The sequence below is a fragment of the Citrobacter sp. wls708 genome (assembly GCF_005281255.1).
GTDB lineage: Bacteria > Pseudomonadota > Gammaproteobacteria > Enterobacterales > Enterobacteriaceae > Citrobacter > Citrobacter werkmanii.
In genome coordinates this window covers 425,617-438,750 of record NZ_SZXE01000018.1, presented here as the reverse complement: position 1 = coordinate 438,750, position 13,134 = coordinate 425,617, and the positions used below count along the sequence as shown (strand labels likewise).

The window sequence follows — 13,134 nt, the reverse complement described above, 5'->3', positions numbered from 1 at the left end:
AAAAACGGCTACCCCGGTGTTAAAAGTTATAGAGAGTAGTGAGGTGAAATGCTGTTGCATTTCACCTCTACCTTACGGTTTTGCATCATAACTATAACGTACCGTTTTTTGTTAAAAGCGAAACAAGTCAACTGTGAAAATATCAGTCTGCTAAAAATAGAACCTAAGAACCAACGCTTGTGTTAATTTTTTATTATAAATGTCAATCGATGGTTCTTTTGTTGTTAGGCGTTGTTTTTGAAATAGTGGCGCTTTTTACGCTTAAATATCAAAAAGATGAAATGGCACCATTTGCCACGTAAATAAATTATGCGAAGGGGAATATGTTCAATATGTGATCTGGTGCACGCTTTAACGCCAGTGTTTTCGCGGCATTTGCAGTTTTGCATGATCGTTCACAGTTTGCCAAAAAGTAATAAATGTGGGACAACGAAAAATATTTAAACATTTATTCACTTTTTAGCTACTTATTGTTTGAAATCACGAAGGCGCACCGTATAATTTGTCCGCTTTTTGATGCTTGACTCTAAGCCATAAAGAACGTTTTATACGACACGCGGCATACCTCGAAGGGAGCAGGAGTAAACACGTGATGTCTATGTCGCTCTTGAGTCGAAACGTTGCTCGTAAGCTTTTGCTCACACAGCTTCTGGCGGTAATAGCAAGTGGATTGCTGTTTAGCCTCAAAGACCCCTTCTGGGGCATCTCCGCACTGTGCGGGGGATTGGCAGTGTTACTGCCCAATGTGTTGTTTATGATATTCGCCTGGCGTCACCAGGTGCATACACCAGCGAAAGGTCGGGTTGCCTGGACGTTCGCTTTCGGCGAAGCCTTCAAGGTGTTAGCGATGCTGGTGTTGCTGGTTGTGGCGTTGGCTGTTTTGAAAGCGGTATTCGTGCCGCTGATCGTTACGTGGGTTTTGGTGCTGGTGGTTCAGATACTGGCGCCGGCTGTAATTAACAACAAAGGGTAAAGGCATCATGGCTTCAGAAAATATGACGCCGCAGGATTACATAGGACACCATCTGAATAACCTTCAGTTGGACCTACGTACATTCTCGCTGGTGGATCCGCACAACCCCCCAGCCACCTTCTGGACGCTCAATATTGACTCCATTTTCTTCTCGGTGGTTCTGGGTCTGTTGTTCCTGTTAATGTTCCGTAGCGTTGCCAAAAAGGCGACCAGCGGCGTACCAGGTAAATTTCAGACCGCGATTGAGCTGGTAATCGGCTTTGTGCATGGCAGCGTGAAAGACATGTACCATGGCAAAAGCAAGCTGATTGCTCCGCTGGCCCTGACGATTTTCGTCTGGGTATTCCTGATGAACTTTATGGATTTGCTGCCTATCGACCTGCTGCCGTACATCGGTGAGCATATCTTTGGCCTGCCGGCTCTGCGTGTGGTTCCGTCCGCTGACGTGAACATCACCCTGTCGATGGCGCTGGGCGTATTTATCCTCATTCTGTTCTACAGCATCAAAATGAAAGGCATCGGTGGCTTCGCGAAAGAGTTGACGCTGCAGCCGTTCAATCACTGGGCGTTCATCCCTATCAACTTAATCCTTGAAGGGGTAAGCCTGCTGTCCAAACCAATCTCTCTTGGTCTGCGACTGTTCGGTAACATGTACGCTGGTGAGCTGATTTTCATTCTGATTGCTGGTCTGTTGCCGTGGTGGTCACAGTGGATTCTGAATGTGCCGTGGGCCATTTTCCACATACTGATTATCACGCTGCAAGCCTTCATATTTATGGTTCTGACGATTGTCTATCTGTCGATGGCATCTGAAGAGCATTAATTTACCAACACTACTACGTTTTAACTGAAACAAACTGGAGACTGTCATGGAAAACCTGAATATGGATCTGCTGTACATTGCTGCCGCTGTGATGATGGGTCTGGCGGCAATCGGTGCTGCGATCGGTATCGGCATCCTCGGGGGTAAATTCCTGGAAGGCGCAGCGCGTCAACCGGATCTGATTCCTCTGCTGCGTACTCAGTTCTTTATCGTTATGGGTCTGGTGGATGCAATCCCAATGATCGCTGTAGGTCTGGGTCTGTACGTGATGTTTGCTGTCGCGTAGTAAGCGTTGCTTGAATTAAGAGCAATATCAGAACGTTAACTAGATAGAGGCATTGTGCTGTGAATCTTAACGCAACAATCCTCGGCCAGGCCATCGCGTTTGTCCTGTTCGTTCTGTTCTGCATGAAGTACGTATGGCCGCCGTTAATGGCTGCCATCGAAAAACGTCAAAAAGAAATTGCTGACGGCCTTGCTTCTGCAGAACGAGCACATAAGGATCTTGACCTTGCAAAGGCCAGCGCGACCGACCAGCTGAAAAAAGCGAAGGCGGAAGCTCAGGTAATCATCGAGCAGGCGAACAAACGTCGTGCTCAGATCCTGGACGAAGCTAAAACTGAAGCAGAGCAGGAACGTACTAAAATCGTGGCACAGGCGCAGGCGGAAATTGAAGCCGAGCGTAAACGTGCTCGCGAAGAGCTGCGTAAGCAAGTTGCTATCCTGGCTGTTGCTGGCGCCGAGAAGATCATCGAACGTTCCGTGGATGAAGCTGCTAATAGCGACATCGTGGACAAACTTGTCGCTGAACTGTAAGGAGGGAGGGGCTGATGTCTGAATTTATTACGGTAGCTCGCCCCTACGCCAAAGCAGCTTTTGACTTTGCCGTTGAGCACCAAAGCGTAGACCGTTGGCAGGATATGCTGACTTTCGCCGCTGAGGTGACGAAAAACGAACAAATGGCAGAGCTTCTCTCTGGCGCATTGGCGCCAGAAACGCTCGCTGAGTCGTTTATCGCCGTGTGCGGTGAGCAGCTGGACGAAAGCGGCCAAAACCTGATTAGGGTAATGGCTGAAAATAACCGTCTGAATGCGCTCCCGGATGTTCTTGAGCAGTTTATTCATCTGCGTGCAGCCAGTGAGGCTATCTCTGAGGTAGAAGTCACTTCTGCCAATGCACTGAGTGATGAACAGCTTACGAAGATTAGTGCAGCGATGGAAAAACGTCTGTCACGCAAAGTTAAGCTGAATTGCAAAATCGATAAGTCTGTAATGGCAGGCGTAATCATCCGAGCGGGTGATATGGTCATTGATGGCAGCGTACGCGGCCGTCTTGAGCGCCTTGCAGACGTCTTGCAGTCTTAAGGGGACTGGAGCATGCAACTGAATTCCACCGAAATCAGCGAACTGATCAAGCAGCGCATTGCTCAGTTCAATGTTGTGAGCGAAGCTCACAACGAAGGTACTATTGTTTCTGTAAGTGACGGTGTTATCCGCATTCACGGCCTGGCCGATTGTATGCAGGGTGAGATGATTTCCCTGCCGGGTAACCGTTACGCTATCGCACTGAACCTGGAGCGCGACTCCGTAGGTGCTGTTGTGATGGGGCCATACGCTGACCTCGCCGAAGGCATGAAGGTTAAGTGTACGGGTCGTATTCTGGAAGTTCCGGTTGGCCGTGGCCTGCTGGGTCGTGTGGTGAACACTCTGGGTTCCCCGATTGACGGTAAAGGTCCGGTTGATAACGATGGCTTCTCGCCAATCGAAGTTATCGCACCGGGCGTAATCGAACGTCAGTCCGTCGACCAGCCAGTGCAGACCGGTTATAAATCTGTTGATGCCATGATCCCAATCGGACGTGGCCAGCGTGAGCTGATCATCGGTGACCGTCAGACCGGTAAAACCGCGATGGCTATCGATGCCATCATCAACCAGCGTGATTCCGGCATCAAATGTGTGTACGTGGCTATCGGCCAGAAAGCGTCCACCATTTCTAACGTGGTTCGTAAACTGGAAGAACACGGCGCACTGTCCAACACCATCGTTGTGGTGGCGACCGCGTCTGAATCTGCTGCACTGCAATACCTGGCGCCATATGCCGGTTGCGCAATGGGCGAATACTTCCGTGACCGCGGTGAAGATGCACTGATCGTTTACGATGACCTGTCTAAACAGGCTGTTGCTTACCGTCAGGTTTCCCTGCTGCTCCGTCGTCCGCCAGGACGTGAAGCATTCCCGGGCGACGTATTTTACCTCCACTCCCGTCTGCTGGAACGCGCATCCCGCGTTAACGCGGAATATGTTGAGAAGTTCACCAATGGTGAAGTTAAAGGTAAAACCGGCTCCCTGACCGCTCTGCCGATTATCGAAACCCAGGCGGGTGACGTTTCTGCGTTCGTTCCGACCAACGTAATTTCTATTACCGATGGTCAGATCTTCCTGGAAACCAACCTGTTCAACTCCGGTATTCGTCCGGCAGTTAACCCGGGTATCTCCGTATCTCGTGTAGGTGGCGCAGCGCAGACCAAGATCATCAAGAAACTGTCCGGTGGTATTCGTACCGCGCTGGCGCAGTATCGTGAACTGGCCGCGTTTTCTCAGTTCGCTTCCGACCTGGATGAAGCTACGCGTAAGCAGCTGAGCCACGGTCAGAAAGTAACTGAACTGCTGAAGCAGAAACAGTATGCGCCAATGTCTGTTGCACAGCAGGGTGTGGTGCTGTTTGCGGCTGAACGCGGTTACCTCGAAGATGTGGAACTGGCGAAAATCGGTAGCTTCGAAGCCGCTCTGCTGGCTTACGTCGACCGTGACCACGCTCCGCTGATGCAAGAGATCAACCAGTCCGGTGGCTATAACGATGAAATCGAAGGCAAGCTGAAAGCTATCCTCGATTCCTTCAAGGCAACCCAGTCCTGGTAACGTCTGGCGGTCTGTCTTAGGACGGACCGCAAGGCATTGAGGAGAAGCTCATGGCCGGCGCAAAAGAGATACGTAGTAAGATCGCAAGCGTCCAGAACACGCAGAAGATCACTAAAGCGATGGAGATGGTCGCCGCTTCCAAAATGCGTAAATCGCAGGATCGCATGGCGGCCAGCCGTCCTTATGCAGAGACCATGCGCAAAGTGATTGGTCACCTTGCGAATGGTAATCTGGAATATAAGCACCCTTACCTGGAAGAACGCGACGTTAAACGCGTGGGCTACCTGGTGGTGTCGACCGACCGTGGTCTGTGCGGTGGCTTGAACATTAACCTGTTCAAAAAGCTGCTGGCGGATATGAAAACATGGTCCGATAAAGGCGTTCAGTGCGATATCGCAATGATCGGCTCTAAGGGCGTGTCTTTCTTTAACTCCGTTGGCGGTAATGTGATTGCTCAGGTAACCGGCATGGGGGATAACCCTTCCCTGTCCGAACTGATCGGTCCGGTTAAAGTGATGCTGCAGGCCTACGACGAAGGTCGTCTGGACAAACTGTACGTTGTCAGCAACAAATTTATTAACACCATGTCTCAGACGCCAACCATCACCCAACTGTTGCCTTTGCCGGCATCAGATGATGATGAATTGAAGCGTAAATCCTGGGATTACCTGTATGAGCCAGACCCGAAAGCGCTGCTGGATACCCTGCTGCGTCGTTATGTCGAGTCTCAGGTTTATCAGGGCGTGGTAGAAAACCTGGCCAGCGAGCAGGCCGCACGTATGGTGGCGATGAAAGCCGCGACCGACAATGGCGGCAGCCTGATTAAAGAGCTGCAGTTGGTATACAACAAAGCTCGTCAGGCCAGCATTACTCAGGAACTCACCGAGATCGTCGGTGGTGCATCCGCGGTATAACCAGGTTAATTCGTAGAGGATTCAAGATGGCTACTGGAAAAATTGTCCAGGTAATCGGCGCCGTGGTTGACGTCGAATTCCCTCAGGATGCCGTACCGCGCGTGTACGATGCTCTTGAGGTTATGAATGGTAAAGAGAGCCTGGTGCTGGAAGTTCAGCAGCAGCTCGGCGGCGGTATCGTACGTACCATCGCCATGGGTTCTTCCGACGGTCTGCGTCGTGGTCTGGAAGTTAAAGACCTTGAGCACCCGATCGAAGTCCCGGTAGGTAAAGCAACCCTGGGTCGTATCATGAACGTCCTGGGTCACCCGATCGACATGAAAGGCGATATCGGTGAAGAAGAGCGTTGGGCTATCCACCGCGCAGCGCCTACCTATGAAGAACTGTCCAGTTCTCAGGAACTGCTGGAAACCGGCATCAAAGTTATCGACCTGATGTGTCCATTCGCGAAGGGCGGTAAAGTTGGTCTGTTCGGTGGTGCGGGTGTAGGTAAAACCGTAAACATGATGGAGCTGATCCGTAACATCGCGATCGAACACTCCGGTTACTCAGTGTTTGCGGGCGTTGGTGAACGTACTCGTGAGGGTAACGACTTCTACCACGAAATGACCGACTCCAACGTTCTGGACAAAGTATCCCTGGTATATGGCCAGATGAACGAGCCGCCGGGAAACCGTCTGCGCGTTGCTCTGACCGGTCTGACCATGGCTGAGAAGTTCCGTGACGAAGGTCGTGACGTTCTGCTGTTCGTTGATAACATCTACCGTTACACCCTGGCCGGTACTGAAGTATCTGCACTGCTGGGTCGTATGCCATCAGCGGTAGGCTACCAGCCGACCCTGGCGGAAGAGATGGGTGTTCTGCAGGAACGTATCACCTCTACCAAAACCGGTTCTATCACCTCCGTTCAGGCGGTATACGTACCTGCGGATGACTTGACTGACCCATCCCCAGCAACCACCTTTGCTCACCTGGATGCAACCGTGGTACTGAGCCGTCAGATCGCATCCCTGGGTATCTACCCGGCCGTTGACCCGCTGGATTCCACCAGCCGTCAGCTGGATCCGCTGGTTGTTGGTCAGGAACACTACGACACCGCGCGTGGCGTACAGTCCCTGCTGCAGCGTTATCAGGAACTGAAAGACATCATCGCCATCCTGGGTATGGATGAACTGTCTGAAGAAGATAAACTGGTGGTAGCACGTGCGCGTAAGATCCAGCGCTTCCTGTCCCAGCCGTTCTTCGTTGCGGAAGTATTCACCGGTTCTCCAGGTAAATACGTTTCCCTGAAAGACACCATCCGTGGCTTTAAAGGCATCATGGAAGGCGAATACGACCACCTGCCAGAGCAGGCGTTCTACATGGTTGGTTCCATCGAAGAAGCTGTGGAAAAAGCCAAAAAACTTTAACGCCTTAATCGGAGGGTGATATGGCAATGACTTACCACCTGGACGTCGTCAGCGCAGAGCAACAAATGTTCTCTGGTCTGGTCGAAAAAATCCAGGTAACGGGTAGTGAAGGTGAACTGGGTATTTTCCCGGGTCACGCTCCGCTGCTCACCGCCATTAAGCCTGGTATGATCCGCATCGTTAAACAGTTCGGTCATGAAGAGTTTATCTACCTGTCCGGCGGCATTCTCGAAGTGCAGCCTGGCAGCGTGACCGTACTGGCTGACACCGCGATTCGCGGACAGGATCTCGATGAAGCGAGAGCCCTGGAAGCGAAGCGTAAGGCTGAAGAGCATATCAAGAGCTCTCATGGTGACGTGGATTACGCTCAGGCATCTGCGGAACTGGCCAAAGCGATCGCGAAACTACGCGTTATCGAGTTGACCAAAAAAGCGATGTAACACCGGCTTGAAAAACACAAGGCCAGTCTGGTTTCCAGGCTGGCTTTTTTTTCGCTTTGTTTCAGGAAAATGGAAATAAAAAGCATTTTTATTATTTCGTGATTTAGATCAAAAAATATTGATTGATTAAAAATTGAGGCGTAGACTCTTTTTTTGTGATGTATATCACATAATAAACTCAGATAAAAAAGAGATACCAACATGAAATTGATCAACAAAATCATCGCCCTGTTCAGCAATATGAGTTTTTAGTCTTCCCTGCCTGCTCTGTGGCGCGATGCGTAATGCAGTTTATCAGCTAGCGCCATTTGTTAAATTCCCCCCCTCCTGCTCTTTTCTTCCACATCGTATTGTCGTGTTTGCCTTTTCTGCTTCCCACTGAATTGCATGCCTAAAATCATACCTTCGCTAATGTCATTCTTTATTTATGCGGCAAAAAAATAGCAAAAACATCCACCTAAGGCTTTAATAAGAGCAGACTGCTGGTTTTGGGGAGACAAAACACGTAGATATAGACGAAAATAGACAGTTATCAGATGGGGAATTTCCCCGATTGAACGTTTTATCTTCGGTCCCTTTCACGATGAAAAAAATGTAGTATTTTCAATGTGAAACGGTATAAATTCGTTCTCAAATTACAGTCAGGACGTGTATGTTGAATAACGCTATGAGCGTCGTGATCCTTGCCGCAGGCAAAGGCACGCGTATGTATTCCGATCTCCCTAAAGTGCTGCATACCCTCGCAGGAAAACCGATGGTGCAGCATGTCATTGATGCCGCTAATGAATTAGGCGCGACTCACGTACATCTGGTCTACGGACACGGTGGTGATTTGCTTAAGCAGACGCTGAAAGATGGCAACCTGAACTGGGTACTGCAGGCCGAGCAGTTGGGTACCGGTCATGCAATGCAACAGGCGGCACCATTCTTTAGTGATGACGAAGACATCTTAATGCTCTATGGCGATGTGCCGCTGATCTCCACCGAAACACTACGTCGCCTGCGTGATGCTAAACCGCAGGGTGGAATCGGCTTGTTAACGGTTAAACTGGACGACCCATCGGGTTATGGGCGAATTACGCGTGATAACGGTAAAGTCACAGGCATTGTTGAACATAAGGATGCCACTGACGAGCAGCGTCAAATCCAGGAAATCAACACCGGCATCCTGATTGCCAACGGCGCAGACCTGAAGCACTGGCTGTCCAAACTGACCAACAACAACGTGCAGGGTGAATACTACATCACCGATATCATTGCGATGGCATATCAGGAAGGGCGCGAAATTGCTGCGGTACATCCGGCACGAATCAGTGAAACGGAAGGGGTGAACAACCGTCTTCAGCTCTCTCGTCTGGAGCGTGTTTATCAGTCCGAGCAGGCAGAAAAACTGCTGCTGGCGGGCGTGATGCTGCGCGATCCGGCACGTTTTGATCTTCGCGGTACGCTTATTCACGGGCGCGATGTCGAAATTGATACTAACGTTATCATTGAAGGTAACGTAACCGTTGGGGATCGCGTCAAGATTGGTGCTGGCTGCATCATCAAAAACAGCGTGATTGGTGATGGTTGTGAGCTAAGTCCGTACAGCGTGGTGGAAGATGCGCATCTGGAAGCAGCATGCACCATCGGTCCTTTCGCGCGTCTGCGCCCGGGTGCAGAGCTGCAGGAAGGCGCACACGTGGGTAACTTCGTCGAAATGAAAAAAGCGCGTCTGGGTAAAGGCTCTAAAGCGGGTCACCTGACCTATCTGGGCGATGCGGAAATTGGCGATAACGTAAACATCGGCGCCGGTACGATCACCTGCAACTACGATGGCGCGAATAAATTTAAAACCATTATTGGCGATGATGTGTTTGTCGGTTCCGATACTCAGCTGGTGGCACCTGTCACCGTGGGTAAAGGCGCCACCATCGCGGCGGGGACGACCGTAACTCGCGATGTTGCCGATAACGAACTGGTATTAAGCCGTGTGCCTCAGGTCCATAAACAAGGCTGGCAGCGCCCGGTGAAGAAAAAGTAATTCAGTTTTTGCCGGATGGTGGCCTGCGTGCGGTGACGTTCTGTAGGCCTGATAAGCGTGAGCGCCATCAGGCAGACCAGAGACGAGGGGATAACATAATCCTCCGCTCAACAAGCAGTACCATAAAAATAACCCCACTCTCTACAAGGCTCGGGGCGCCCGGAATACGGGTATTACCCAAAGTATTTCGCGCTGTAGCAAGGCGGCAAGCTTGGGAATCTACGAGAGCTTACTAAAGTAAGTGACCGTAGTGAGCAAGCGTAGCCAACGTAGCTACGGAGTGAAAGACGAAGGGGAAACAGGTCAGCGACAACGACAGGCAAATGCCTAAATTCGGAATCAAAAAATATGTGTGGAATTGTTGGCGCTATCGCGCAGCGTGATGTAGCTGAAATCCTTCTCGAAGGTTTACGTCGTCTGGAATATCGTGGTTATGACTCTGCTGGTCTGGCCGTTGTCGATGCTGAAGGCAATATGACTCGCCTGCGTCGTCTGGGTAAAGTGCAGATGCTAACTGCTGCAGCGGAAGAACATCCGCTGCATGGCGGTACCGGTATCGCTCATACCCGTTGGGCGACCCACGGAGAACCTTCAGAAGCGAACGCGCATCCCCATGTTTCTGAACACATTGTCGTGGTGCATAACGGCATCATTGAAAACCATGAACCGCTGCGTGAACTGCTGAAAACGCGTGGTTACACCTTTGTTTCTGAAACCGATACCGAAGTGATTGCTCACCTGGTGCACTGGGAGCTGGAACAGGGTGGGACGCTGCGTGAAGCCGTACTGCGTACTATTCCGCAACTGCGCGGTGCCTACGGGACGGTGATCATGGATACCCGTAGCCCGGAAACGCTGCTGGCGGCTCGTTCTGGTAGCCCGCTGGTGATTGGTCTGGGTATGGGTGAAAACTTTATTGCTTCCGATCAGCTGGCGCTGCTGCCGGTAACCCGTCGCTTTATCTTCCTGGAAGAGGGTGACATCGCGGAAGTGACCCGTCGTTCGGTCTCTATTTTCGACAAGTCTGGCGCGGAAGTGAAACGTCAGGATATCGAATCGAATCTGCAATATGACGCGGGCGAAAAAGGTATTTATCGCCACTACATGCAGAAAGAGATCTACGAACAACCGAATGCGATTAAAAATACGCTGACCGGGCGCATTAGCCACGGTGAAGTGGATTTAAGCGAGCTGGGTTCGCGTGCTAATGAGCTGCTGTCTCAGGTTGAGCATATCCAGATTATCGCCTGTGGCACGTCATACAACTCCGGTATGGTGTCCCGCTACTGGTTTGAGTCGCTGGCCGGTATTCCTTGTGATGTCGAAATCGCCTCTGAATTCCGCTATCGCAAATCTGCCGTGCGTCGTAACAGCCTGATGATCACCCTTTCCCAGTCTGGTGAAACGGCGGATACCCTGGCGGGTCTGCGTTTGTCTAAAGAGCTGGGTTATCTGGGCTCGCTGGCTATCTGTAACGTACCGGGGTCCTCTCTGGTGCGTGAATCCGACCTGGCGATGATGACCAATGCCGGTACCGAAATCGGTGTGGCCTCGACGAAAGCCTTTACCACTCAGTTGACCGTTCTGCTGATGCTGGTGGCTAAGCTGTCTCGTCTGAAAGGTCTGGATGCGTCTATTGAGCAAGAGATCGTTCATGGTCTGCAGGCGCTGCCGAGCCGTATTGAGCAGATGCTCTCCCAGGACAAACGCATTGCCGCTCTGGCGGAAGGTTTCTCTGATAAGCACCATGCGCTATTCCTGGGCCGTGGCGATCAGTATCCGATTGCGCTGGAAGGCGCGCTGAAGCTGAAAGAGATCTCTTATATTCACGCTGAAGCTTATGCCGCAGGCGAACTGAAGCACGGTCCGCTGGCGCTGATCGATGCCGATATGCCGGTTATCGTGGTCGCACCGAACAACGAACTGCTGGAAAAACTGAAATCCAACATTGAAGAAGTTCGGGCCCGCGGCGGTCAGCTGTACGTCTTTGCCGATCAGGATGCTGGCTTTACCAGTAGCGAAAACATGCACATCATCGAGATGCCGCATGTGGAAGAGGTGATTGCACCGATCTTCTACACCGTTCCGCTGCAACTGCTGGCGTATCACGTGGCGCTGATTAAAGGCACCGACGTGGACCAGCCACGTAACCTGGCGAAGTCGGTTACCGTGGAATAAGCCGAACCTCGCTGAACTGAAAATGCCCTGCTTAAAGCGGGGCATTTTTTTAAGCTTGTTCTGTTTTTAATCAATTATCCCGCTTGTTTTATGTGACAAACCGTCATCTTCAGCTACTGTTTTCAGTGTCATAAAAAGAAAATTTTGCCGAAATATGATTGTCACATAATCGATTAACCTTATGTTTTTATACTGTTTTTAATTGTTCCTGGCGCATTATTTTTCATTGTCATAAAACTGTCATATTTCGTACATTTAACTGTCACCTGTTTGTCCTATTTTGCTCACAGTAGCAACTCAAACAACAATTTACGAAAACCGTGCAGGAGACATTATGAAAGTTATGCGTACCACTGTCGCAACTGTTGTCGCCGCGACCTTATCCATGAGCGCGTTCTCTGCCTTTGCTGCAGCGAGCCTGACAGGTGCAGGTGCAACTTTTCCTGCGCCAGTGTATGCCAAATGGGCAGATACCTATCAGAAAGAGACTGGTAGCAAAGTAAACTACCAGGGTATCGGCTCCTCCGGTGGTGTAAAACAAATCACTGCGAATACCGTTGATTTCGGTGCCTCAGATGCGCCGCTGTCTGACGAAAAACTCAATCAAGAAGGCTTGTTCCAGTTCCCGACCGTGATCGGCGGTGTGGTGCTGGCGGTGAATATCCCTGGCCTGAAATCCGGCGAGCTGGTGCTTGACGGTAAAACGCTGGGCGACATCTACCTCGGCAAAATTAAGAAGTGGGATGATGAAGCCATCACCAAACTGAACCCAGGTCTGAAACTGCCTTCGCAGAACATCGCCGTTGTGCGTCGTGCTGACGGTTCCGGTACTTCCTTCGTCTTCACCAGCTACCTGGCAAAAGTGAACGAAGAGTGGAAATCTAAAATTGGTTCCGGTTCTACCGTTAACTGGCCGACCGGTCTGGGCGGTAAAGGTAACGACGGTATCGCCGCATTCGTCCAACGTCTGCCTGGTTCAATCGGCTACGTTGAGTACGCTTACGCTAAGCAGAACAATCTGGCGTACACCAGGCTGGTCTCTGCTGATGGCAAACCGGTAAGCCCGACCGAAGAGAACTTTGCTAACGCCGCGAAAGGCGCTGACTGGAGCAAAACCTTCGCGCAGGATCTAACCAACCAGAAAGGTGACGATGCGTGGCCAATCACTTCCACCACCTTCATCCTGGTGCATAAAGAGCAGAAGAAACCTGAGCAGGGCGCTGAAGTGCTGAAGTTCTTCGACTGGGCGTACAAAAATGGCGGCAAACAGGCTAATGACCTGGATTATGCCAGCCTGCCGGACAGCGTGGTTGAGCAGGTTCGTGCTGCATGGAAAACCAACGTGAAAGACAGCAGCGGTAAAGCGCTGTACTAATAGAATATCTTTGACGAATTGGCGGATGGCGCTACGCTTATCCGCCCTACGGTTTCTACCGTAGGCCCTGAGTGTAGGCCG

At 51.0% G+C, this 13,134-nt stretch carries 12 protein-coding genes; all 12 read left to right on the top strand.

Going from position 1 to position 13,134, the window contains the following annotated elements; all coding sequences use genetic code 11:
- The first annotated feature begins 592 nt into the window (after positions 1-592).
- Positions 593-973 carry a F0F1 ATP synthase subunit I gene (gene atpI / locus FDW97_RS15360; protein ID WP_042311402.1) on the top strand — a complete coding sequence of 127 codons (381 nt, stop codon included), beginning with the start codon at positions 593-595 and terminating at the stop codon, positions 971-973.
- A 7-nt stretch (positions 974-980) separates the two neighbouring features.
- Entirely contained in the window at positions 981-1,796 is an 816-nt protein-coding gene (gene atpB, locus FDW97_RS15355; protein WP_006687768.1) for a F0F1 ATP synthase subunit A, read from the top strand.
- A gap of 46 nt (positions 1,797-1,842) precedes the next feature.
- The gene (gene atpE / locus FDW97_RS15350) at positions 1,843-2,082 is read left to right on the top strand and encodes a F0F1 ATP synthase subunit C (protein WP_003023794.1); all 240 of its coding nucleotides are present in this window, start codon (positions 1,843-1,845) and stop codon (positions 2,080-2,082) included.
- Between the two features lie 59 nt (positions 2,083-2,141).
- On the top strand, positions 2,142-2,612 hold the full coding sequence (gene atpF / locus FDW97_RS15345; protein ID WP_003023796.1) for a F0F1 ATP synthase subunit B: 471 nt from the start codon (positions 2,142-2,144) through the stop codon (positions 2,610-2,612).
- A 14-nt stretch (positions 2,613-2,626) separates the two neighbouring features.
- The gene (gene atpH, locus FDW97_RS15340; protein WP_006687767.1) at positions 2,627-3,160 is read left to right on the top strand and encodes a F0F1 ATP synthase subunit delta; all 534 of its coding nucleotides are present in this window, start codon (positions 2,627-2,629) and stop codon (positions 3,158-3,160) included.
- A 12-nt stretch (positions 3,161-3,172) separates the two neighbouring features.
- Entirely contained in the window at positions 3,173-4,714 is a 1,542-nt protein-coding gene (gene atpA, locus FDW97_RS15335) for a F0F1 ATP synthase subunit alpha (protein WP_003023802.1), read from the top strand.
- Between the two features lie 50 nt (positions 4,715-4,764).
- On the top strand, positions 4,765-5,628 hold the full coding sequence (gene atpG, locus FDW97_RS15330; protein WP_006687765.1) for a F0F1 ATP synthase subunit gamma: 864 nt from the start codon (positions 4,765-4,767) through the stop codon (positions 5,626-5,628).
- Positions 5,629-5,654: 26 nt separating this feature from the next.
- Positions 5,655-7,037 (top strand): F0F1 ATP synthase subunit beta, encoded by a 1,383-nt coding sequence (gene atpD / locus FDW97_RS15325; protein WP_006687764.1) that lies wholly within the window; start codon positions 5,655-5,657, stop codon positions 7,035-7,037.
- A gap of 20 nt (positions 7,038-7,057) precedes the next feature.
- Complete coding sequence (locus FDW97_RS15320) at positions 7,058-7,477, top strand: F0F1 ATP synthase subunit epsilon (protein WP_003023809.1); 420 nt, start codon at positions 7,058-7,060, stop codon at positions 7,475-7,477.
- Between the two features lie 652 nt (positions 7,478-8,129).
- Entirely contained in the window at positions 8,130-9,500 is a 1,371-nt protein-coding gene (glmU, locus tag FDW97_RS15315; RefSeq protein WP_137351262.1) for a bifunctional UDP-N-acetylglucosamine diphosphorylase/glucosamine-1-phosphate N-acetyltransferase GlmU, read from the top strand.
- A gap of 348 nt (positions 9,501-9,848) precedes the next feature.
- Positions 9,849-11,678, top strand: coding sequence for a glutamine--fructose-6-phosphate transaminase (isomerizing) (gene glmS / locus FDW97_RS15310; protein ID WP_038635767.1), 1,830 nt, complete (start codon positions 9,849-9,851; stop codon positions 11,676-11,678).
- Between the two features lie 334 nt (positions 11,679-12,012).
- Entirely contained in the window at positions 12,013-13,053 is a 1,041-nt protein-coding gene (gene pstS / locus FDW97_RS15305) for a phosphate ABC transporter substrate-binding protein PstS (protein ID WP_038635764.1), read from the top strand.
- Positions 13,054-13,134 lie beyond the last annotated feature (81 nt).

Coding starts and splice junctions, on each gene's coding strand:
- atpA (WP_003023802.1), top strand. CDS start 3,173: ATGCAACTGAATTCCACCGAAATCAGCGAACTGATCAAGCAGCGCATT.
- pstS (WP_038635764.1), top strand. CDS start 12,013: ATGAAAGTTATGCGTACCACTGTCGCAACTGTTGTCGCCGCGACCTTA.
- atpG (WP_006687765.1), top strand. CDS start 4,765: ATGGCCGGCGCAAAAGAGATACGTAGTAAGATCGCAAGCGTCCAGAAC.
- atpD (WP_006687764.1), top strand. CDS start 5,655: ATGGCTACTGGAAAAATTGTCCAGGTAATCGGCGCCGTGGTTGACGTC.
- glmU (WP_137351262.1), top strand. CDS start 8,130: ATGTTGAATAACGCTATGAGCGTCGTGATCCTTGCCGCAGGCAAAGGC.
- atpH (WP_006687767.1), top strand. CDS start 2,627: ATGTCTGAATTTATTACGGTAGCTCGCCCCTACGCCAAAGCAGCTTTT.
- glmS (WP_038635767.1), top strand. CDS start 9,849: ATGTGTGGAATTGTTGGCGCTATCGCGCAGCGTGATGTAGCTGAAATC.
- atpE (WP_003023794.1), top strand. CDS start 1,843: ATGGAAAACCTGAATATGGATCTGCTGTACATTGCTGCCGCTGTGATG.
- atpI (WP_042311402.1), top strand. CDS start 593: ATGTCTATGTCGCTCTTGAGTCGAAACGTTGCTCGTAAGCTTTTGCTC.
- atpB (WP_006687768.1), top strand. CDS start 981: ATGGCTTCAGAAAATATGACGCCGCAGGATTACATAGGACACCATCTG.
- FDW97_RS15320 (WP_003023809.1), top strand. CDS start 7,058: ATGGCAATGACTTACCACCTGGACGTCGTCAGCGCAGAGCAACAAATG.